Below are 21,587 nucleotides of genomic sequence, written 5' to 3'. Positions count from 1 at the left end.
TTTTTAATATCTTTGGTTACTAAAGAGTAATTAGTAACCACTAAATATTTATTATCTCACTCCATCGAGTTAATAGTATAACTAACATCATAATTAATGCCTCATAAATTCGTTAAAGAAGATATCTCCGTCACTGATAAATTTATCATCAAATTTTCTGAGATGTATATAAAGCAAAGATCTGAAACCAGATTTGAGTATGGTAAAATAGATGAAAGTTTACTCTTTCAAAAACATGGATTCGATAGTACTCAGCTTCAACATATTATTAAAAGAAATTCTGTTGCGGAAGATTTAGTAAGAGAGGCTGGCAACACTCACAAACATGTTATTACTGACATCTACAGAAGTGACCTAGGTGAGTTATTACTAACTTACTATTTTGAAGATAAATTACCAAAAAATGAACGTTTTATCATACCGCACAAGAATATTACTAACCGTGAACTAGCTGGACAACCAGGAAGAGGACTTGATGCAATCGGATATCGCATTGATAATGACAGACTTCGTTTAATGATCGGCGAAGGTAAAGTCTCTCAACAAAAGAAAAATCCACCATCGGTAGTAGATTATAACAACGATTCAATATTCAATACTCAAACAAAATTTAAAAATGACCGTGACCTTTTAATCAACCGTTTATCAGATTACACCAGAAACTTAACTGACGAAGCGGCGGAAAAAATAGGTTTAGTCCTACTTCTACTTGAATTTGATAAGCAAAGCGACTTCGATTTAGTCTTTGGATGTGCTCTTATACGCGATGTCTCTTGTGTTAAAATTAATGATGATTATGGCAAATTTTACACTCAACAAACTGATTTTGATCCACACAACATAACATTTTGCGTTCTCAACTTTGACAAAGAAATCTCCGAAACAATAGATCTTTTTTACGAAAAAGTACAAGAACTTTGTAAAGCTTAAAAATGAAAGACATTTTACAGTACGTTTTACATGATGATGAAATACGATCCTATGTACAGGACCGTAAATTTGCTTTTTTGGAAGGTGAGTTGGGATATTCTATTCCTGATAATAATGATGAATTTAACCGCAAAATTCTTAAAATTGAATATTTATTATTAAATAAATTACTCTCTACTAAAGAAGAAGATATAGATAACTCTCTATATGATATGGCTTATTCAATTTTAAAATCCTATGATATCAGAATTGAATACTTCAATAATTTATTTGAAGAGTTTTTTGGACAGAAAAACTTAGACACATATAGCCTTTATTATTTTTATTTAGCCTCCCTAGGACTCAAGGCTGATAAAACAATACGAGTTAGATTAGATCTCAAAGAATACATAACAAAAGATTATAGCGTATTAGGCAATTGGCAAGAGATTGTTTCAAATAAAATTATAGAAGCTTTCATCTTGCTTGTAAGAAAGGATAATGGATATGCTGATATTCGAGAATCACTACAACTGATAGCTGAATTAAAAATATCTCAATCACAATTTGAATCTGATTATCTGAAACAAATACATAATTATCCAGAGCAGGTAGAATCAGCAGAAGTACTCTTAGGATGGTATCACATTTCAAAAACTATTACAGAAACGGCAGATTATCTTACCGAAGGCTATAGCTACAAGGGAAAGCTAGAAAGTGAGATAAGAATACATTCAGAAGTAGCAAGAAAACTTTTTAGCAATCATCCCAAGCTACAAAGCATTGTTGGCATTATGGAGTACAATTTAATTTTACTTCAAAATAATTCGATTTGGTACTCAACAAATGCTATTCAGATAAAAAAATTAAAAGATTTTTGCATCGCAAAAAGCCAATCAGAAAAAGCAATTATCGATTTATTACCATCTCAGAGGGACGCTATTAATATGAGTTTATTGGATATTGCGGCAAGTGTTACTGTAGTGGAAATGCCTACAAGTGCGGGAAAAACTCTTCTAGCGGAATTTAATATTATTGTTACTAAGGCTTTAAATAATGAATCGAAAATAGTATATGTTGTTCCAACCAGAGCGCTAGTAAATCAAGTTTACTATGATCTGAAATCTGATTTTGAAGGTCTAAATTTTTCAATTGAAAAAACTTCGGGAGCTATAGAGGTTGACCCCTCTGAAGAGGCATTACTCCAAGAAAGAATAGACATTTTAGTATCTACACCTGAGAAACTTGATCTCTTGATTAGAAGAAATCATGAATCTGTAAACGACGTTGCACTTTTTGTTATAGACGAGGCGCACATGATACAGAATGGTAGTCGAGGTACGCGATTAGAATTATTATTAGCAATTTTAAAACGTGAACGACCAAATTCTAAATTTATGTTTCTTTCGCCTTTTTTAAAGGATTCCGCATCAACAATTGCCGATTGGATGGGGGGCAATAAAATTAAAACACCCATAAGAATAAATTGGAAACCGGCCGAAAAGCTATTAATTGGAATTAAACAAAAAAGCAATTTTAAGAAATTTGCACAAACACTTTTACCTTCTGCCTATTCTCTAATTGATAGTGAGCGGGAATTAGAAGATATTGAATTAGATTTTGTACCTACAGGGAAAAATAAAGAAAAGTACATTGAATTTACTGCTAAAAGATATGGAGCTGCAAATAAATCCATTTTGTATTTATGTCAAGGATCCGGCATGGTCGATAACAGATCAGAATATCTTTATAATGCATTACCTGAATCTCCAGTTTCAGAGAAAATTGAACTAGTAAGAAAATTTATTATAGACGAAGTTGGTCAGGAGACGATTCTAACTAAGGTTTTAAAAAAGAAAATTGCACTTCACCATGCAGGACTGTCAGATGAAACTAAACTACTAATTGAATATTTAATTCGTGAAAAGGAAATCGAGCACATTTTTGCTACCAGCACCCTCGCCGAAGGGGTTAATTTTCCTGTTTCGGCTGTTTATTTTGATTCTTATAGAAAAGGACCCGTTAAACTATCATCAAGCGATTTTTGGAATATAGCAGGTAGAGCAGGTAGAACTCTTGTAGATAATTATGGTAAATTAATATTTCCGTTTGACTCCCCTTCCAATGCGGAAAGTGCAAAATCTTTAATTCGTGAAAGTTCGAAGGGAATCGCCAGTATGCTTTTGGAACTAATTATTAACGCAGATAATATTTTAGAGACATTAGAATCTTCAGATAGTCAGATTTTTAAACTTGCTTATAAATACTCAGATTCTTTAGAGCCTCTGGTCCAATATTTAATTCATGTGCTTAATCAGTCTGGCAATGAAAGCGTATTAGAGATAAGTGATTTATTTAAAGATAGCTTGGGTTATTATCAACTTGATGTTTCAGATAAACAAAAATTCATTAAAATCTGCAAGATGATTTATCTTGAGTTGCAAGAGAAATTTAACCCCGGAACATTAGGGTTTGCTGATAAAACAGGTTTCTCAGTACCTTCTGTGTTAGAAATTATGAAGCAGGAGAACCGTAACAATCCGTCAATATCCTCAGCAGAAAGCTGGAATCCTGATAATCTTTTTAATTTTAATACTGAATATCTAAAAGAAAAGATAAAAGTAATTGCAAAATTAAAAGAGACTGGTTTGGGGACGGATTCTCACAGTAATTCTTTTAATGAAGAGGCAGTCGCAAATGTGCTTATTAGTTGGGTTAAAGGAGATCAATTGTTCGAGGTTTCTTCTTATCATCCAACATTCGCTAACAATTCTAATGATTCTGAAAGAATTAATAGTTTTGTGAAGTATATTAATAGTACACGATTTAAAGCATCTTGGGGTCTGGGAGCGCTAGAAGGTATTGTAACTAGTGATAACGACGATCTAAAAGATAATTCATATATTCCTTCGATGGTTTATTATGGTGTTGACACGGAACGAGCCCTTTTAATGCGAATGGCAGGAATACCTAGACGACTAGCTAAATCTATTTCTAAAATAATTCCCGAAAATGAAACATTGAGTTTAACCCAAATACGCTTGAAAATCAACGAATTAAGCAGTAGCGAGTGGAATTCTGTCGTACCACCTGGTTCTCACCTCACTGGTGAAGATTGGAAAAAACTATCTAATATATTAGTGAAATAAGTTTTAGGATTGCAAAATTTAGTAGCCTTGATCGCTAAATTTCAATTTTGCGTGATCATATAATTTTAGTTTAAATTGACATCTATTTTTTTTTATGTAGGTTGGATTTTTCCTACACCTATTAATTTTAGAAGTCATGATCAATTCAATTCAAAATTGCATGGTCAAAAACAGCAATTTTTGCAACTACAGAGCACAACATAATTTTGACGAGGAATGGAAAGAAGTTAAAACGATATCCAGAAAAAAATAACTAGAAGCACCGTAGAAGTAGCTCCCACAGTTAGGCGTATTATACATACTCTAAATTATTCCTAGTTATTGAAGATGCTGTTTTGAATAGACTTTTTTAATATTGGTCCAATGATCTGAAGGTACTCCGTCTCGCCTTTTAACCATTTTTTAATCAATTTAATGTACTGTTTTCTTCCTCCTTTAATTTTTTCGTTCAATTCCAGTAGTTCCAACCGACGTTTAGCATTTGCAACTTCGATAGTTTTCACTTCAATATTATCCAATTTGCCTTCGTCAGCAAGTTTCAAAGCATTAAATGAAGTTAAAATAGTACTCGTCATATCAGTGAGGAACTTAAGTAAATCATTGTAAGAAATAATTTTACTTGAACTGGTTCCTAAATATCGGTTGTTTGAAACCTGCCCTGTTAATAGCGGAATATTGTTTGCAAACAAATCCTTCAGATGGGTAAAATAGGAAATTTCAAAAGGAAATGTTTTGAGCCATTTGTTGTAGAGTCCTATAAGGATGTTCACATCAGACTTTTCAGCTAAGTTAGCTTTATCCCTATATTTGGTAAGATAATCAACAAGTCTCCTTAGCTTCTCAACTGGCAAAGTATTACGCTCTATGTGATCTTCAAGGAACCATGACAGGTCGTTTAAGTAACAATCTAAGCCTAATGCAATACCATATCCTGAAGGAAATTGACCAAAGCTGTAAACGCAATATTCAAAGTATTCTGTTATATCCTCATACCAGTCAGCGGCTTCAATTTTTGAGAAGACCTGACACTCCGAACTACGTATCGTATGAAGGGTTTTATTGGGAATATTTGAATAATTAGCCTTATCGAACCATTTCTGTGAGGGAAGTTTGCTATGAGTTGTACAACACAAAGGGAATCGCTGAAAATATGATTCCATCTTGATGAGAATGTTTTTATGAAACGTGCAACAATCCGGAAAATTTTCAGGTTCTGAATATTCGGCAGGCGGTTGCACATTCGTAAACCTCAGTTCAAAATGCTCACTATCCAAAAAGCCGATTTTAAGATCACTGCAGTTTACATCATTAATTGTCTTCATAAATGCTCCTGCGTTTATTACATGCATATTACCATTCATCGATCTTCGTTTTCCGTTTCGAAATAATCCTTATAAGATATTTCCTGTCGCTCTTTTTCTTCGGCAGGAATGATATAATATTTTCGTTCTACAATGTTTACTGTTTTATAATTTATTTCCAGCTTTCCTTCTTTTGTATATTCAGAGGATAATAACTTATAATTCATGATCAGTGTTCCTTGTTCTTCAGAAGGCCTTATCGAAAAGCTTCTGTAAATCTCTTTATCTAGAGGTACAAGTACATTTGCCCTTGCCACAATTTGCCAGGTAAAATTTCCTGGCCGGTTTATGGTGAAATTTCTACCATTAAAATCCATCATCGTCTTTTCGTAGACCTTATCGAATTTGAGTTCTTCAATACCGCCTCCAAATGCTATCTCAATTTTATAGTTGGATATCGGGACTTCGCCACTATTTTCTATTCTCAGACAAAAATTTATATAAGACCTGTTAATTCTATTCTCGTTCAGCGACTGCATAAAATCCACAGATCTCATAAGACTTTTATAAGTCGAACTGTTTAAAAAGCCCAGTGCAGAAGGAGTTTTAAAATAAGCTGGTAATTTAGGCTGTGGTATTGGCTTGTGGCTAAGATAGTGGATGTATTTCTCCCTTTTAATATCGATATCCATTTGATGTTGCCCATCTTCAAAACCAATATTAATATCAAAATTCACCTGGTAGTTTTGCTGATTCATGTGCCATTCATAGCACCTTTTATTCATCCGTAGCAGATCGGCTATATCTTCCCAGTCGAAAAGATGTATTTCAAATGAATTTGCTGACTGGTTTTCATCATCCTTGATACGAATGTATTCTTCTATCCTGACATCTTTATTTGCCGTTGTAGCAAAATATAATTTTTTTAATTGCGGCTTGAAATTTTTCGCTTTGGCTATTTCCGTATCAATCTCGGTTTTCGAAAGTATGGCTCCTATCGCGTCATCTTTTCCCTTACATTGGATACCTATCAAAGCGCCATCGGATCTACCATATACATCAACGCCACATTGAGGCTGCCCGGTTCTTCCATTCTTTTTTATTTCTGGATAACTCCATATTTCTCCCCAGAGGAGCTTACATAGCGACTCAAAATCTTGCCAGTTAGCAGGTTTGGGAATTTGTTTTTGCATGATTAAATATCTATATAGTTAGTTTATGCTAAATTATAAAAATCTTTTCTATCTAATTTTTAATACACTTGCCTTTACTTTCTACGCTATTTAATAAATATTGATTAACATATCAGGAACAAATTTACGACCAACCCTTTAGGATTAATAAAGTTTAGTTCCACTTCGCCAATTTACGCAGTATCAATATCGGCAATGATCCTTTCTATTTTTAACATAATAGGAGCATTATTTAATAGCCAGTGATTACTAAGAAATTTTAAAGCAATAGCACAGTTGACAATTGCTTTTTTGATTAAACCCTTTAATTTTTCATTTCCTTGGGGAGAATAAGCATCATGGATCAGATCAAAAGTAAATGCCCCATTGTGTTCCAGTTTTGAAAAAAAATCATAAATTGGTTTTATGACTTCGGCTTCTTTTAAAGTATGAACTTGTTTAACGATTCCAGCCATAAATATTTTAGTTCCAACATTAGGAAATTTTTTAAGGTGGCCATCTACATCAAATAAATCCGGCCAATCCTGTCTAACCTGATTTTTTTGATCCTTAGTAAAGTCATTCCATGTGTACTTTACATGATCTGCCATTATTGTATATACACGCGTTAGCTGCGCAGCTTCATCGTCTATTTCATCTACGACATAATACAATCCCAAAAGATCAAGCATGGCGGTTCTCATTTGGAGCGCCACACCTATACTATAGTGTGGCTTATTGTCCAAATTATAAACCTGAAGAAAGATACCATCTAAAAGCATTCGAACCTTCATAAATGTGGTATAATAAAACCTATCTGTCACCTTTTGGTATTTCTCACTTTTCCAAATTATATCTGTAACCTCTTCCAGAGCCTTTACGAACTCATCTGTCTTTAAACCGAGCTTTTGTGCGTCAATATTTTTTCTATCCATAGTTAAATCGTTAAACCAAACTCTTCGGCTATATCTTTAGTTAGTTTAGATAAAATTCTTTTGTGAAAACGGTCAGGATGTAAAAAATTGCCCATGATTAACTCCTTTATTTCAGCCGGTGAAGCAAACAGGTTGTGCCCACCGATATCAAATGAGGTAAACAGCGCTTCAATCGTTGAATTATTATAGACGTAAGCTTTAGTCAGAATTTCCCCGGCATAATCTTTATGAAAGCTATATCGATCTTCAATAGCAAAAACACTAATACTTTTTTCTGCCCTCGATCTTGCTGTCCTACTAACCCCTAAACAAGGTTGCAACGTCAAGGAGAAATCATCACCGTTTACAAGAAAATCCACTGCACCGATATTCGTCCTGAACTCATACAAACCTTCGATATTATCAATAAAAGGATGAAGATGTGTAGTTATTGAAAATGGCTTCTGCCCCTTCAATCCACCGGAATTACATAGTGAACATGAGGGAATCAGATTGTAAAATGATAGAGCTAGATAAGGATATCTTCCTTTATTAAGAAAATGGTCAAACTCAGGACGCGTCTTAATACGTTTGTTTCTAATAGTAAATGTAAACTGTGCATTACAATAAGGGCATGCACTAATAGCTAAACGTTTTGCATGTCTATAGGCTACAGCCCCATTATCTCTTCGGGTAAAAGAGGTCGTTTTATCTGTATCATAATTAAAAATCGCCTTTATCGAATCTTTCGCCCAGTTATTAATATATACAGTCATCTTAGCGGGTGTAAGTTGAACGCCAGCGAGTGTAATTACAGGATTATGTGCGCGATATTGTGCTTTTGCTCCATCAATCATAGGCTCTAATAGAGCTGCATGAAATTCCAATCTGTCCGGTTTACCTAATAAGATTTCACGCAAATTGGCATGAAGATAATTCATTACCGGCTTCAGCTCATCATTAGGAGTTGCTGCTAATTTAGCTCTCAAACCAAATACAGCTGTGATATCCTTATAGTATAGTAGCGCCTTTGCATCTAATTCTACAAGGTTATAAGGGCTTTTAATCATTTTGAGTTCCTTTATTGTTTTCTTTGATCAGTTTATCAATTTCATCAAGACGCTCCTGTAATCTTAACCGCTCTTCATTTAATCCAAACTTTTCGGCCCACATATCCAGTAATTTTCTCCTGAGCACTGGCTCTCCAATTAATCGAATGGTTTTGAGATAATCCTCATTACGGCTTGTAACCTTTTTATCGTTAAGGTATTTAATAATCTTATCTAGTTTGTTTTTCGCAAATGCTCCTATTAAAATGCCATCCATGTAAAACGAATTAGAATATAGGGTATGAATATTAGCCGCAAAAGTTTGAATTCTGTTATTTTCTTTTGAATGATATAAAGAAGTTCTCTTTCCTGTTTTTTCAAGAAATAAAACATTCGATTTGGGAAGATCAGATGACAAAAATGGGGTATTTGCTGTGAAAATTAACTGAATAGTATGCTCGCTAAATAACGCGCTCAAGTAATTGAGTGTTAGGTTGAAAAATTGCCTCTGCCATTCCGGATGGTAGCAAGCATCTCCCTCATCAATCATAATTACCAAATTTTTCTGTAGTTTATGATGTTCATGATGCTTGATATGATAAAAACGAGACATAAAGGACAGATAGGACTGCTCCCCTGTACTAAGTGAACGCCATCGGAAATTAAAAAAGGTACTGACACCCTTCACCTTTAAATAATAATCCCTAAGACGCTGAAAGATTTCTTCTGTCTCCTCTGTTAGTGGTAAATTAAATTGAGTGCCTTCACCTAAAGTTACTTTTATGATCTTCCGCTTAATCAGATCTTCCATAAATTCAATAAATTCCGGAATAATGCTACTGAGTAAATCGTATCTTGTAATCCTAACTTCGTCATTTTCGATACGAACTTGATATCCTTTCATTTCTTCAAAAAACCGCGTTATATATTCGAATGCCGATTCAGTTTCATTTAGAGGAATCTGATATTTCGATGGATTATTTATTGAGTACTTTTTTTCATCAATCTGAAAATTGATGAAAATCGCTAAGAGTAAGTTATTAATTAAACGATCTTCTTTCCTTTTTGATATATTTCTTCTATATAGTTCCTCCAAAAGATCATTTATTTCCAGATGCTTTTTATTGTCCTCAAAATAAATGCTGTCATCCAAATTAATTTCCACTGTCAGTTCAGTAGGTCTTTCAAAAGGAAGACGCCGGGAATCTTCTGCTCCCAAAAACTGTATCGCCCTTGCAACTTCGTCAAGATATAAATTTTGCAGATCGCTGGTTTTTGCTAATAATTGAGATTGGACATTTTTGTTACCCAAATTTTCTTCAATAATTCGGGTTCTTGCAGCCTCAAGATATGCAGTTGTGGAAATATTTATTAACCCACTATAGTTATTCATATCTTCATTATATTCCAAAAAATAGGAATAATGTATATAGTCGGCAGACGGGATACCTGAGAAGCGTAATGATTCTATCGGTATATCGCCAAAGCGTTGAATCGTGAATAATTCAGTCTTATCATTTATCGCTAACCCAAGGTGATCCGGAATCAGCAGATAAAATAAAATTTCATTTTCTTCTTCCATCTCATAAGCAATTACATCTTCATGGAAATTTGCACTAATACCATCTGGCAAATGATGTCTTATATACTTTAAGATACTGGATTTTCCAGCTCCATTTTTCCCAATAATAGCGGTTACATTTTTTATATTTTTTTTTTCAAAAAAATCAGGAATATAATCCGGGTTTTCGTAAATTATTAATGTTCTGGTTTGGTTTGCCTGGCTAGAATTTAATAGTTCCATTTCAAAGATGAACCTAGATGATAGGTTGATGCCGGCATCCTTTAAATAGTAAGAGTTATTGATCCACAGATAATGAATTTGCATTGGTTGATTAGTTTGTGAGGTTAATATTAAAATAGATTTAATAATTTCGACTTGCCTAAGAACGTACTTCTAGTATATCTTTTTTATAAGAAAGCACTTTTGACCAGCTTTATTTAATTTTATACAAATGTCTTTATTCGTTTTGATGCAAAAGTCATATCAACATTGACTTCAATAAAACTTATTGAATCAGCACCAATTTGTAATCTTATCCAGAGATCGTGATCGAGTTGAATCATGTCTTTTTTCCAAACCATCTTTTTGAGACCCTGAATGTAAGATCAACATTAATTCGGAACCTATCCGTCATCAATTGGTACATCGTAATACCGAAGAGAAGAGTGAATAGAATGGCAGGGTATTCTGCCGTATGGGCTGTAGTCATAAAGCGTTTTTTTTTTCAATGTACTACTTTAATAAATAATCTCCTCAACCGTTAATTAGCTATCTAAGCTGAAAAATAAAGTAAAAAAACCACTAGCCTTATAAATCCCCATTATTAAAGGACTCAGCATATTAATAATTTTATTGTCAAGCCAGCATTTTTCTTTCAAACTATCAAAATTCCCATCATGTAAACATGATACTACGCAGAGATTAACCTGAATTAAATAGTTTACAGCTTATCCCACTATGATAGTTCGCTTAAACTCCTGAAGTTGTTTTTATGGAGAAGTGGATTATATATGATATGCTGTGAAATCGTTACCCCTTTCCTACAAAGAAAAAATTTTATTTTGCAGTAAAACTAGTCACCTCACCTGTAGACACTGAATATGCATAAATTAATTTCTTACAATCATCCTTAATAAAATAATAATTTGAAGTTTTATAGATGAAATATCGACATTTATCGTCTTCCGTAAGTATTGGAGTATCTGCGTGATTTTTAAGAACAATATTAAATCTAGGTTTTAAAATGGTATTATGTTTAGCATCCTTTTTTGCTGCCGTGATCATGTACATGAAACCCAGTAAAATAGCCACACCAAATCCAAGGTTCTTATGTACGAACAGATATAAATAACAGGATAGAGCAACAAAAGTCAAAAATATGAAAGTAAGTAGTTTCTGAAACTGGTAAGTCTGCAGCAAAACATAGAATCCAATAAGGACAATAATAACAATTATTATAACGGCAAGTTTCGAAAGCCCTTTTCTATGCCCTGCAATAGTTTCAGCGGAACTCTCCTCTCCAACATTCTCACTAGATTTCTTGCTTAGCATGTCAGGTATAAGAATGGTAATGGTTAGAGACAAAATAACACTAATATATATTATCGGCATCAGGTTTTCATACAGAACTGCAATTGCATCCTTTAGGTCAAAATAGATGAAATAATGAATTCCGTACTGGCTAAAAAATTGCCATAAATAAAAAAGTCCCAGCGCGGGTAAAATCAATGTTAATTCAGCAATCTTAACGAGTGGCTTCTCCTCTGTAGGCTTATAAGATTCGTTTAGTTTGCCAACCAATCTATTAATTCTTTCTTTGTTAATTCTATAATTCATGTACCCCCTTGTTTGTTTAATTAGATAATTTTAAAAAGCAAACTTATATTCAGTTTACGCAACCTATTAACTTAATTCTCAATAAAAAAAATAAACTGCATCTCTAGAGAAGTGATTATAAATTCAGGAATTATAGATGATATATATATTGTAAGCGAATTTTCTAGCCATAGTACACCGTCATGAGTTAATATATCACTGAAAACACCTACTATCCATTATTCCAATATCTAAATCGTGGCGGACTTCCCATTTTTGAAAAGCAGGGGCAAAAAAGCCCACATTTGTAACCTACTCCTTTGGTTTGTGAATGTGAGGTTTCAGATCAGGATGTTTTGGTTTGGTCTCGGGGAGAACTCTTCTTCTTTTATCGTCGTTACCCTCTTCAGTTTTAGGCTTCGGCCCAGGTTTGATTGCTTCCATAATAATCTAAAATTTTAATTTATGGTCTTATATAAGACTACAGAAAGTTAGGTAAATATTAAAGATGTTTTTTACGGATTTCCGTAACACAGCGGAAAAAACACAAAGCAATGACCCCATTTCACAAAAAACATTTAGTTAGCAATCAACTGGTTTACTGGAATAGACAATAAACTAACATTTTATAATAAATGAGGAGCTGTGTCTAGTAACAGTTCCATCATTTTGGCATAAATGCAGATAGTAACCACTCCAACAAGCGACTCTCATCACCTGATTTCAGAATTCCCAGTCATATCTCAACAAGGAGAAAGATTCTTGTTAATATCCATTTTCAAGCCATTAGGGAAGTCAACTTAACCTTGATAGACATTATCACATATGGGCATATTGGAAATGCTTTTTATTCTACCTGGCGTACAGGTATGGCCTTATGATTGCCTTCTTCATTTCTAAGATCGAAACTTGAAACTATCTTTTTTTGACTAAAAATTTCCTTACAGCTAGCCTTTCTTTGTACAGGAGCATATCATTTTTTTTCTCCTCTAATGCTTCTAGATTATTTCCTAGCTTACCCAACTCAATAATTTCGTTGAGAATCACGTTCCTCCCCTTGTGGAAAAACCACCATTATAGATTGAATTATACTCTACTAAGGTTTGATTAAAGTTCTCGTAGCTTTTTTTGTAAAGATCCAAGGCGATAAAGATAATTGAATTCGACAGTGTATGAAAGTGAAAGATATTCAAGACTTGCCCTTAACATCTTTTCGAATATCCTAAGATTTATTATTATGTGAACAAAAAACATCATCCGTTAATCCCGCCTGATGATGTTTCAAATTGCATTGAAATCAGACTTTTTCAGCAAAGATCTTGATGCTTATCAAGCTAATTGTTTTAAAATCTATGCGCTGGAAACAGACATTTATCTGCTGGTGCCCCACTTAACAGCAATATAATTCAGAATATATTTTTTAAATTAACAATGCCATACCCAACAAATTTATTTCTCGGTCCAAATCCTGTTGGAGTGCCATGTATAGATTCAATGAAATCACACCCGGTCACAAATTTATTAAAAATTTGATCCCTTGTTAATGTAAAATCACTCTCCACGATCATAGCAACAATTCCTGCAGCAATGGGGGCAGCGGCAGATGTTCCCGTAAAATAAGATGTATAAGATCCTCCAGGAACTGTTGCAGTGACATTTATACCAGGCACAACACATAATAATTTGTCACCATAATTAGAGAATGAAGCTCTTTCTTTTGATAAACCGGAGGCGCCTATTGCAAACACTAAATTACTTGAAGCAGGATAATTAATAGACTCTACATTGCTATTCCCCGTTGCTGCTACAACAACCCCTCCTGTCGTTAAACCGGGAGCAGCAGTTGACGTAATATAACTATTTATTGCGCTTTCTATTGCGCCTGTTGGGGATCCTAGGCCAAAAGAACAACTTACTACATTTACAAAATTTAATCTTGCAAAATTGAAGGCATTTACAACCCAAGAATCCAACGAGTAAAAACTAGTATTATCTGGATCGGTCGTAGGATTGTAGCCAATTCGCAACTGACATAATTTGGCGCGAAAAGCCACCCCTATTCCACCAAGTGTATTTCCAATGGCCAGTGCTGCGCCAGCACATAATGTACCGTGTTTATCTGCTCCCAGTGGCTGACCTGTTTGATCAAAGCTAGCATAGACCTGACTTGCTAAATCGGGATGTGACAAATCTATACCTATGTCCATTATCCCAATATTTGCACTGTTTCCCGTATATGAACCCCACGCCCAATCTGCATTAATTTGGGGTATATACCATTGGTTTGGATATAAAGGATCACTTGGAACGTAATTGTGTACAACAGATCTAAAGAAATCTGGATTAGAATATTCAACGCCATCAAACTCTGACAATTTATTAGACAAATCCAGAGCATCAATTTCATTATTAATTTTAATGGTAAGGTGATAAAGTTTGTCTTGGATCCTATCTCGGTTTATAACACCGCTTTGAGCCAGTAATAATTCCAAAGCTGATTCATCCAAATTTTCTTTCAGTTTCAAATATAATTGGTCTGTCAATGCTAAAAGGTTTTTACCTTCGTTATCTTCGAAAACCTCGCTGATGGAAGCAATTAGATCTGTTTTAAAATCTAAAGTATCTTCAATGAACGACTTCATACCTTCTGTGTTTAGATCTACAAAAAGATGTTTCGTATGGCTATTGGAGTCGGTCACCGAAAGTGTCTTGTCCAGATTAAGAATATTATCCTGCCGGATTAAGTTTCGAAGTATTTCTGGTAAATCAGCATTTATGATAGGCTTATTAAAAGTTAAAAAAATTTTGTTTCTAAGTCTTTTTAAATAAATTTTTTCGCTGCGAAAGTAATAAAAACGTTCATTACCTGAGCTAAAGAGAGCGTTTAGATTTTTCATAAGTATTTAGTTTTAAATTAATTAGTTAACATATATATGCCCGTATTGGATGTAACAACAGTTTGGTCAAACTTTATTTGGTCAAATTTATACTCTGGGCATGGTTTTTTTTCTGTTAAGACAGTGTAGTTGAGCCTATGTTTGATCGCATTTCCAATCAAAAGATCCAAGGAACCTTCTTTAGTGATCAAATCACCATCGAGCTTAATCGAAAAGTTTTTCCTACCAGGCTCCCCCTCTACTTCAATTTTTAAAGATTGCTCATGTTTTATATCCGAAGTCTTATAAATTTTTAAATCACTAATCTGATATGCGGCACCTTCTGTAAAGAATAAATCTTTTTTTGATTCTCTATCAACAATATTGAATTTTAAATCCAATGTATTTATAACAGCTAAACAATTTGGATTTTGAATCTTTTTGTTATCACAGCCAAAGAAAAATAGACAAATACTAAGTGTCAGGAAAAAATTTAATTTCATAGCTAAAAAAGTTTTAATTAAGTAATATTTTTATATCTAAAACGATTCTAACTAAGGAAACGCTACAAGCTCCAAAGCTTAATATTGACGGAGAGCCGTAAATCTTCAGATCTTATTTACAGCCTAAAATTATTTTAATGGTTCGATACATGTAAAATTCACCAATACATGATTAAAAATAAGGATTTATGTTTGGGGACACAAATTCATTATGTTAAAGTTTTTCTTCTTGACAAAAAATTTCATAATGTAATTATTCATGAAAATATGTAAAATCTGATGGATAGCTTGATTTCATCAGATGATTCACCATCCATCGTTTTTATATGTGGTTACTTCAGCAAATCTGTACGCGCTTACTGAAGGATCAGAATTTTCACTATGAGTAATTCCCTTTAATTTTTTAAGTTCAGGCCAGAAAAAAGTTTCAAGTATTAAAATTGTGTCCAATATGTTGTCTGGTTTATTCGATGGGTTCTGAGCTCTTAAGAACGTATTTTTTAAGATATTCGGATGTATTTTCTCGATGAAATGCTTTGCAGATGTGGGTGAAAGCATGCAATATGATATTGAACTGGGTGAAAGTGGGGGTTGCAGGAGTAGGAAAATATTTTCAAAATGAAACCCGACAATTTGGAAATTAGAGGGTTTAATATTACGCTTATCTTATAATTTCGAAATTTGTTTTCCCTTTTGGAATATGAAGATACAGGCTGATAAAATTTGCGATCACATTTCCATCCTCATCTTTGTATTTTGCCCATAGTGCCGATTCACTCCTTAACCTTTTATCAACAGAAGTTTGCTCTAAGCGAACCAATCGCCCTCCTCCATACAAAACCATTTTATAATTCTCCAGTGGCTGCATCTTGTAGCCTTTTGCTAACGGGGGTATTTTATAGTTTTCCAATGATTCTTCTAAATCATTTTTAGTGCTGTACTCACATTGTGCATTTTCTTTTTCTTTATTATGCAGGAGTGCAAAAAAATCATCAATTTTTTCTTGATTTTGCATCTCCCAAACCTGCTTGTAGGCATTTTCTGTTTTAGCCAGTAGTTCTTTCTGATCCATTTTACTCAGGTCAGTACTATTTTCCCACCCCTTATTTTCATAAGGCACGGCGGCATCAAAAGTAAAACTGTATTCGTAGTAATCTTTTCCCTTCCCTACAAAGGTTCGGCCGTCAGCTTCAGTTAAACTGGTATGCGACATTACTGGTTTCTCGTTTGCAAAGGCATTTTTCCATGTATTCGCCTTGTTGCGTTGAAAGACTTCTATTTTTATATTGGTAAAATCCACCAATGTTTTAACACCTTCTCCTTCCTGGCTTTCCGTTTGAGGGTATAATTTATAGGTAATGGTCTGCTTACCTGTTTTATTGATTGCAGAATAAATATCAATAGGCGTTACAACTTGTCCCAGGTCGAAATTATGATATACGGGTAAACCATTCACCAGGATCTCGAAATAACAAGCTTCATGGCTTACAAACAGATAATAAAAGGGTTCATTGGAAGAATGTTTTACCGAACTCAGAATGGTGCTTACATAGTTTGAGCTCGTAAGTTTAGGATTCACTTCATCTATTTCCGCTTTGATTTTTTTATTGGAATCAGCGCAACTTGATACTGAAAAGGTAAGGGCGAAAACTACAATTGCGTTTTGAAGAATATTCATAGTTAAAGGTTTTTGTGTTAAACATGCAATAATTATACCTTCCTGATTTTCAAATATTTGTTAAAGTTAAGCTTGGCATTTAGTTTTTTTATAAATTTAAACGATCAAATATTCACTAGATCTGTAACCAAGAATACTTATGTCTATGAGCAAAACCAGTATGAAATTAATTTTAAGATTAGCTTTTCTTGTTGTTCCCTTTATCATCTTGACTTTGGTAGTGCTTGATAGTCAATCTGGCGGACAAACCGGTGGCGGCGCATATGATTTGTCTGGCCTTATATACGGTCTGGTGCTTTTTGCGTGGATTGCCGTGTGGATGCTCTGGATGCTCGTCGCTTGTCTTATCAGCAAAACACCCCCTGACCGAAATATGTACCTTAAACTGTTTCTAACCGGAATAGTAGCGCTTGTTGCCGCTTATTTTGTTACCCCCAAAATGTTTTAGATTTCATATTCCCATATCCAGGCAAACCTAAAAATTTCAAAATTGGGAAAGGAATGTTACTGCACCTCGCTTCCAGCAGTCCGCCTTTACGCTAAATTTCCGATGGAAAAAATCGGAAGATACCGCTTCAAGACGGTTTATAGACAAGGTTTTTTTTGTTTAACAGCACATCGTGCGTGAGCTAATTTACATCTACCTCAAAACTGTCTTCGCTGATTCTTTTAGTAACCTGAAATTTAACCTGCCATTACTGGTCAACCCAGTTGGTAATCTGATCGCGAAATTCAATTTCAAATTTTGCGATATCAATTTCATCACCGATGATGATCAGATAGACTTATTCTGATATCATTTCTGCAGCAACCACTTCCCTTGGCCAAAGTGCTTTGATCTCACCAGGTAGTTCCGCAATATTTGCTCGTTCCTGAATAAACATGCCCATATTCTGGACGATTTCTCCTAAAAGCTCTTCACCGCTTATTTGCGCCCAATTCCCATCCACTTTTGCATACTACCAATCAGTGTGTCTTTAACATAAATAAAATATAGGCTATTCCTCTTTTGCTGGATAATTGCGTAAGTAATTTTACCATCAGACGTGCTCTAGGGGAAATCTAATCTGATCATTTATCGTTGCTTTTTAGACTACTTCCAAACCCAATTTTCATCGTTAATATATTCAATTTGATCTCTGGAACAAACCTCTTGAAAATAGCTCTTTAGTTCATTTATATTTTCAATTTGGGATTTGGGAAACATTATAATAATTTGAGTTTTAAGTTTTATAAAAAAATTTTCTTTGGTCTCCGATATATACTCAAAATTGCTATAAAAAAATTTCGATTCTCCATAAGTGTTTTTGGTTTCAAGATAGTTGTCTTTAAATGTCACTCTATATTCAAGACCAATAAGTTTTTTATTTTCTTCAGATTTAGATAGTTTAGTAAAATATTTTCTATAATAAATTCTTAAATATTGTGGAAACAAAAAAAAAGTAATTGATGCAACTACAAAAGTTACACCTGCAATAAATTTATTTAGAAACAAAAATATCAAAGTCAATAATAGAAAAATTGCTCCAAAAAGAATCCTACCAGTTTTTCGTGATTTTTTTAACGGATCCGATTTGGATGCAGAATATAGTAAACTATCTAGAATATTTTTCTCAGTTAAAGTTAGAATGATTTCGTTCATTTTCTAGTTAGTTATCTAGTGGTTGTTAAGGTATCGCATAAGGGTTCTGTGCTCTACGTTGTTAGTTCAATCACATAAAGTTAGCTTAACCTTGCACTAAAGATAAGTTGAAAAACTAAACTTAAGTCGTCTCTCCCCCAAAAATTAGCAAATCCTGTGTTATTTGCAGGCATATTTTCACCTAAAAAATTGGTCAATTATATTTTTATAACGCTTATAAACAGTATTTCCTTTTGCGCTAGAAATAAGTATATCGAAGTCGGTACTTTTCGTTATTTTGAATAGTTTAAATATCGGATTTAGATCATCTAGTGTCTCTTTAACAAGTGGTCTTTTATGATCAAATTGATAATTTTCAATTCTATTACATATAAATTCGACAGCACTGATTTGGTAATTATTAGTCATGTTAGTTGAATGAATTTCAGCACCTTTCTCTATGAGCAATTTCAAAATTTCAAATGCTTCCTGATATTTTTTTGTCGGTTCACTTTTTACCGTCCATTGGTCTTTTTTGAATAACCCTACAAATCCAGAATTATTTTGTGGGCTATATTTAGGAGTGTAAATTACATCTCTTGAATTGGCTATAACTGCTTCAATTGCATAATGTAAAACCGGTTTTCTCCATTCTTCATCTTCAATCTGTGTTTCCATAAATTTTACATTAGCTCCACGTTCAATTAATAGTTTAGCTATGTCAAAGTTTTCAGTTTTAATTGCAGTCTGTAAAGGAATTTCTCCATCATCGCGTTTAGATATTCCTTTTGCTATACAATTTACTGATTCTGGTTTATTGTCAAGAATTGAAGAAACTTCATTAATTTCTTTTTTCCTTATTGCGCTAAATAATTTTTTCATCGTTCGGTCTGTGGATTATACTTGGAAATGCTTGTAGATAACGTTTCGCGTTTTGGCGTTCTAGTGGAAATCACGCCTCGTCAGCCCAGCTTTATTGTTTTGCTATCGAGCAAATAAAAAAATTCTGCGTCAAACTTTTCGACTGTCACAACAGCCTTTTTACATTAAAAGGTACTGAAAATAACCTAATCTACTCCACTACCATGCTAAGCCTTCCAAAAACTGCATTAATTTCTCACCACGCAAATCTCTTGCTATGATTCTCCCCTTGCGGTCGATCAGATAATTAGCCGGTATAAATTTAATATCAAAAGTATTTTGCGCCAAGCGCTCAAAATCACTTAATTGTGTCCATTGATACATCTGATCTTTTTGAATTGCATTTTCCCAGGCTTTTTTTAACGAAGGCTCATCAATAGTTATGCTTATGATCTGAAATCCGGAAGCTTTATATTTTTTAAAAGCACTCAATAAATAGGGGCTCTCTTCCCTGCAGGGAATACACCAGCTCGCCCAAAAATCGACCAATATATATTTGCCCTTGAAGTCATTTATACTGTGAATTTTTCCTGCGGTATCCGGCAGGGAAACGGCAGGCATCAGTTGGCCGATCGACATCTTTTTACTGGTCGCAAGCTTATTTTGCAGCAGCTTTGCAGAGGGCAACTGCCTTATTTCGGGTGACAACTGTTTTAACAATTTTTCTATCCTTTCAGGCTCTGCTTTTAAACGTTGGTTTTCATATGGGCGGTCAGCGTACTTAATCAGCGCATAAAGTCCTAATGGAGAATTTAAAGAATTTAGGATAGTTTGGTAGTAGATGTTATTATCATCCGCCAACTCTGATGAATCCCGCAAAAAAGCTATCCTCTTTTCTACATCTTCTATCTTTTGATTTTCGTAACTAACATTTTTTATTAGGCTGTCCAGTTTTTTTTTACTCAAAACAATACTTTCCTCAAGCTTTTTTAATTGTCTGGCAACCCCATGTTCAGGTTCGGCAACAGTAGCCCTCAGGTTCTCACCTATGTTAAAATTGTATGTTAAAGCCTCAGCCCAGAATGCCGTCCTGGTTGATTTTCCGTTCTGCCAATAAAAATTCAAAATTAAATATTCGGGCTCGCTCAAATGAGCTTGATAACTGAAATTATTCCCTGTTACCAAACATGTATCGGTTATTTTAGTGACCCTGCCCAAACTCATTCTCCCTACAGTAACTTTGGTGAGCGATTGACTGGTATTAGACAAGTTCGCCCGTAGAAATAGATTGTTACCGGACTGACGTTGTGCAGCGCATACCTGGACCAAACAGGCTAAGAAAGTAAATATGCACAGTCTTTTCATTTATAACTTATCTCCTTCCGCTATCAGCTGTTTTATTGATAAACCCATGCTGCTGTTCTGCGAGTCCTTAGAAAGTAAAACAAATAACTCATTCGGTGTCCCCCATTTGTTGGTTATTTTCTCTTTAATGGGAAGCTTCCAGAATTTAGCAATTTCCAAAACGGCAATTAAACTCACCGGCGAATCAGGATGTTTTTGAACAAAGTCAATGAGACTACGGTCTCCTTTGCTGACACATTCATTTTTTTCATCCCATTCCCTGGTCAGCCTTCCACCCTCAATAATTTTTGCCGTATTCATGATTTCTTTATTCTCAATGCTGAACTTAACATCCTCCAGTAAAATTCTTTTGAGCCTGCTACGCCCCATATACCACACCATCTGGGTTATTTTGGACTTTAGCTCTTCTTTAGTGATGTTATCTCTGCTGTCAATAAACAGGCAAGTGGGGACATATAACCTTCCAATACTATCGGTGCCTGAAAAGGTAAAAGTGTTATTTACGATGGGAACCATTTTAAACAGTTTACCATCAAGAGGAGTTGCCAGATAGGCATATTTGGCATCCCCCCTTCTTTAACAACGCCTTCTATTTTATAATGAATGGACTGCGCGTTCAATGTAAACGGCAGGCACAAAAAAAATAATCTAAGTAATATCTTCATCTTTTACTGTAAAATCTTCCATTTAAAACGACTTTACCATTGCCTAAGCAATGGTAAAGTTTGATCAATTGATTATTTGCCGTTACTAGCAAATATTGTCACAGTGTTCAATTTCATCCACGAAGGCTGTAAGACAACAATTAAA

Annotated in this window: 18 protein-coding genes; 3 read left to right on the top strand and 15 right to left on the bottom strand. The window is 34.2% G+C overall.

What is annotated here, in order from left to right; genetic code table 11:
• The first annotated feature begins 96 nt into the window (after positions 1–96).
• Positions 97–930, top strand: a complete 834-nt coding sequence (locus AMQ68_RS13190; protein WP_054511087.1) for a hypothetical protein — start codon at positions 97–99, stop codon at positions 928–930.
• Between the two features lie 2 nt (positions 931–932).
• Entirely contained in the window at positions 933–4,058 is a 3,126-nt protein-coding gene (locus AMQ68_RS13185; RefSeq protein ID WP_054511086.1) for a DEAD/DEAH box helicase, read from the top strand.
• A 314-nt stretch (positions 4,059–4,372) separates the two neighbouring features.
• Here AMQ68_RS13185 and AMQ68_RS13180 read toward each other — a convergent pair whose 3' ends face one another.
• The 11 genes from AMQ68_RS13180 to AMQ68_RS13135 all read right to left on the bottom strand — a co-directional run bounded on the left by AMQ68_RS13180 (position 4,373) and on the right by AMQ68_RS13135 (position 16,930).
• A complete protein-coding gene (locus AMQ68_RS13180; RefSeq protein WP_054511085.1) occupies positions 4,373–5,419 on the bottom strand; it encodes a hypothetical protein in 1,047 nt (348 codons plus the stop codon).
• A complete protein-coding gene (locus AMQ68_RS13175) occupies positions 5,416–6,552 on the bottom strand; it encodes a hypothetical protein (RefSeq protein WP_054511084.1) in 1,137 nt (378 codons plus the stop codon). Before AMQ68_RS13175 ends, AMQ68_RS13180 begins: the two co-directional genes overlap by 4 nt.
• A gap of 173 nt (positions 6,553–6,725) precedes the next feature.
• Entirely contained in the window at positions 6,726–7,466 is a 741-nt protein-coding gene (locus tag AMQ68_RS13170) for a hypothetical protein (protein ID WP_054511083.1), read from the bottom strand.
• A 2-nt stretch (positions 7,467–7,468) separates the two neighbouring features.
• Positions 7,469–8,515, bottom strand: coding sequence for a hypothetical protein (locus AMQ68_RS13165; RefSeq protein ID WP_054511082.1), 1,047 nt, complete (start codon positions 8,513–8,515; stop codon positions 7,469–7,471).
• Positions 8,508–10,382 (bottom strand): ATP-binding protein, encoded by a 1,875-nt coding sequence (locus tag AMQ68_RS13160; RefSeq protein WP_144423942.1) that lies wholly within the window; start codon positions 10,380–10,382, stop codon positions 8,508–8,510. The genes AMQ68_RS13165 and AMQ68_RS13160 overlap by 8 nt, the downstream gene beginning before the upstream one ends.
• Before the next feature lie 235 nt (positions 10,383–10,617).
• Positions 10,618–10,767 (bottom strand): hypothetical protein, encoded by a 150-nt coding sequence (locus AMQ68_RS25340; RefSeq protein WP_160317990.1) that lies wholly within the window; start codon positions 10,765–10,767, stop codon positions 10,618–10,620.
• Between the two features lie 347 nt (positions 10,768–11,114).
• Positions 11,115–11,894 (bottom strand): hypothetical protein, encoded by a 780-nt coding sequence (locus AMQ68_RS13155; RefSeq protein WP_054511080.1) that lies wholly within the window; start codon positions 11,892–11,894, stop codon positions 11,115–11,117.
• Between the two features lie 1,385 nt (positions 11,895–13,279).
• On the bottom strand, positions 13,280–14,770 hold the full coding sequence (locus tag AMQ68_RS13150) for a S8 family serine peptidase (protein WP_054511079.1): 1,491 nt from the start codon (positions 14,768–14,770) through the stop codon (positions 13,280–13,282).
• A 17-nt stretch (positions 14,771–14,787) separates the two neighbouring features.
• Positions 14,788–15,252: a hypothetical protein gene (locus AMQ68_RS13145; RefSeq protein WP_054511078.1), complete on the bottom strand. Its 465-nt coding sequence runs from the start codon at positions 15,250–15,252 to the stop codon at positions 14,788–14,790.
• A gap of 306 nt (positions 15,253–15,558) precedes the next feature.
• Positions 15,559–15,810, bottom strand: coding sequence for a hypothetical protein (locus tag AMQ68_RS13140; RefSeq protein WP_054511077.1), 252 nt, complete (start codon positions 15,808–15,810; stop codon positions 15,559–15,561).
• Positions 15,811–15,913: 103 nt separating this feature from the next.
• Entirely contained in the window at positions 15,914–16,930 is a 1,017-nt protein-coding gene (locus AMQ68_RS13135; RefSeq protein WP_054511076.1) for a hypothetical protein, read from the bottom strand.
• Positions 16,931–17,090: 160 nt separating this feature from the next.
• Between AMQ68_RS13135 and AMQ68_RS13130 the strand changes: the two genes are divergently transcribed.
• Positions 17,091–17,378 carry a hypothetical protein gene (locus tag AMQ68_RS13130; protein ID WP_123905696.1) on the top strand — a complete coding sequence of 96 codons (288 nt, stop codon included), beginning with the start codon at positions 17,091–17,093 and terminating at the stop codon, positions 17,376–17,378.
• A gap of 645 nt (positions 17,379–18,023) precedes the next feature.
• Here the strand turns inward: AMQ68_RS13130 and AMQ68_RS13125 are convergent.
• The 4 genes from AMQ68_RS13125 to AMQ68_RS13110 form a co-directional block, all read right to left on the bottom strand.
• A complete protein-coding gene (locus AMQ68_RS13125) occupies positions 18,024–18,572 on the bottom strand; it encodes a YcxB family protein (protein ID WP_054511074.1) in 549 nt (182 codons plus the stop codon).
• 177 nt (positions 18,573–18,749) lie between these two features.
• On the bottom strand, positions 18,750–19,433 hold the full coding sequence (locus AMQ68_RS13120; RefSeq protein WP_054511073.1) for an ankyrin repeat domain-containing protein: 684 nt from the start codon (positions 19,431–19,433) through the stop codon (positions 18,750–18,752).
• Positions 19,434–19,631: 198 nt separating this feature from the next.
• A complete protein-coding gene (locus AMQ68_RS24945) occupies positions 19,632–20,777 on the bottom strand; it encodes a TlpA disulfide reductase family protein (protein WP_082384072.1) in 1,146 nt (381 codons plus the stop codon).
• The gene (locus tag AMQ68_RS13110; protein ID WP_054511071.1) at positions 20,778–21,293 is read right to left on the bottom strand and encodes a hypothetical protein; all 516 of its coding nucleotides are present in this window, start codon (positions 21,291–21,293) and stop codon (positions 20,778–20,780) included.
• Between the last annotated feature and the right edge of the window lie 294 nt (positions 21,294–21,587).

This window comes from Chryseobacterium sp. ERMR1:04 (assembly GCF_001297705.1).
GTDB lineage: Bacteria > Bacteroidota > Bacteroidia > Flavobacteriales > Weeksellaceae > Chryseobacterium.
The sequence above is the reverse complement of the archived record's forward strand: the minus strand, read 5'-3'. Positions and strand labels throughout refer to the sequence as shown.

What these genes read in the sequence shown, in the direction of transcription:
- AMQ68_RS25340 (WP_160317990.1), bottom strand. Translation starts at nt 10,767, where the DNA reads ATGACTACAGCCCATACGGCAGAATACCCTGCCATTCTATTCACTCTT.
- AMQ68_RS13155 (WP_054511080.1), bottom strand. Translation starts at nt 11,894, where the DNA reads ATGAATTATAGAATTAACAAAGAAAGAATTAATAGATTGGTTGGCAAA.
- AMQ68_RS13135 (WP_054511076.1), bottom strand. Translation starts at nt 16,930, where the DNA reads ATGAATATTCTTCAAAACGCAATTGTAGTTTTCGCCCTTACCTTTTCA.
- AMQ68_RS13130 (WP_123905696.1), top strand. Translation starts at nt 17,091, where the DNA reads ATGAAATTAATTTTAAGATTAGCTTTTCTTGTTGTTCCCTTTATCATC.
- AMQ68_RS13175 (WP_054511084.1), bottom strand. Translation starts at nt 6,552, where the DNA reads ATGCAAAAACAAATTCCCAAACCTGCTAACTGGCAAGATTTTGAGTCG.
- AMQ68_RS13145 (WP_054511078.1), bottom strand. Translation starts at nt 15,252, where the DNA reads ATGAAATTAAATTTTTTCCTGACACTTAGTATTTGTCTATTTTTCTTT.
- AMQ68_RS13180 (WP_054511085.1), bottom strand. Translation starts at nt 5,419, where the DNA reads ATGAATGGTAATATGCATGTAATAAACGCAGGAGCATTTATGAAGACA.
- AMQ68_RS13185 (WP_054511086.1), top strand. Translation starts at nt 933, where the DNA reads ATGAAAGACATTTTACAGTACGTTTTACATGATGATGAAATACGATCC.
- AMQ68_RS13170 (WP_054511083.1), bottom strand. Translation starts at nt 7,466, where the DNA reads ATGGATAGAAAAAATATTGACGCACAAAAGCTCGGTTTAAAGACAGAT.
- AMQ68_RS24945 (WP_082384072.1), bottom strand. Translation starts at nt 20,777, where the DNA reads ATGAAAAGACTGTGCATATTTACTTTCTTAGCCTGTTTGGTCCAGGTA.
- AMQ68_RS13110 (WP_054511071.1), bottom strand. Translation starts at nt 21,293, where the DNA reads ATGGTTCCCATCGTAAATAACACTTTTACCTTTTCAGGCACCGATAGT.
- AMQ68_RS13160 (WP_144423942.1), bottom strand. Translation starts at nt 10,382, where the DNA reads ATGCAAATTCATTATCTGTGGATCAATAACTCTTACTATTTAAAGGAT.
- AMQ68_RS13165 (WP_054511082.1), bottom strand. Translation starts at nt 8,515, where the DNA reads ATGATTAAAAGCCCTTATAACCTTGTAGAATTAGATGCAAAGGCGCTA.
- AMQ68_RS13140 (WP_054511077.1), bottom strand. Translation starts at nt 15,810, where the DNA reads ATGCTTTCACCCACATCTGCAAAGCATTTCATCGAGAAAATACATCCG.
- AMQ68_RS13150 (WP_054511079.1), bottom strand. Translation starts at nt 14,770, where the DNA reads ATGAAAAATCTAAACGCTCTCTTTAGCTCAGGTAATGAACGTTTTTAT.
- AMQ68_RS13120 (WP_054511073.1), bottom strand. Translation starts at nt 19,433, where the DNA reads ATGAAAAAATTATTTAGCGCAATAAGGAAAAAAGAAATTAATGAAGTT.
- AMQ68_RS13125 (WP_054511074.1), bottom strand. Translation starts at nt 18,572, where the DNA reads ATGAACGAAATCATTCTAACTTTAACTGAGAAAAATATTCTAGATAGT.
- AMQ68_RS13190 (WP_054511087.1), top strand. Translation starts at nt 97, where the DNA reads ATGCCTCATAAATTCGTTAAAGAAGATATCTCCGTCACTGATAAATTT.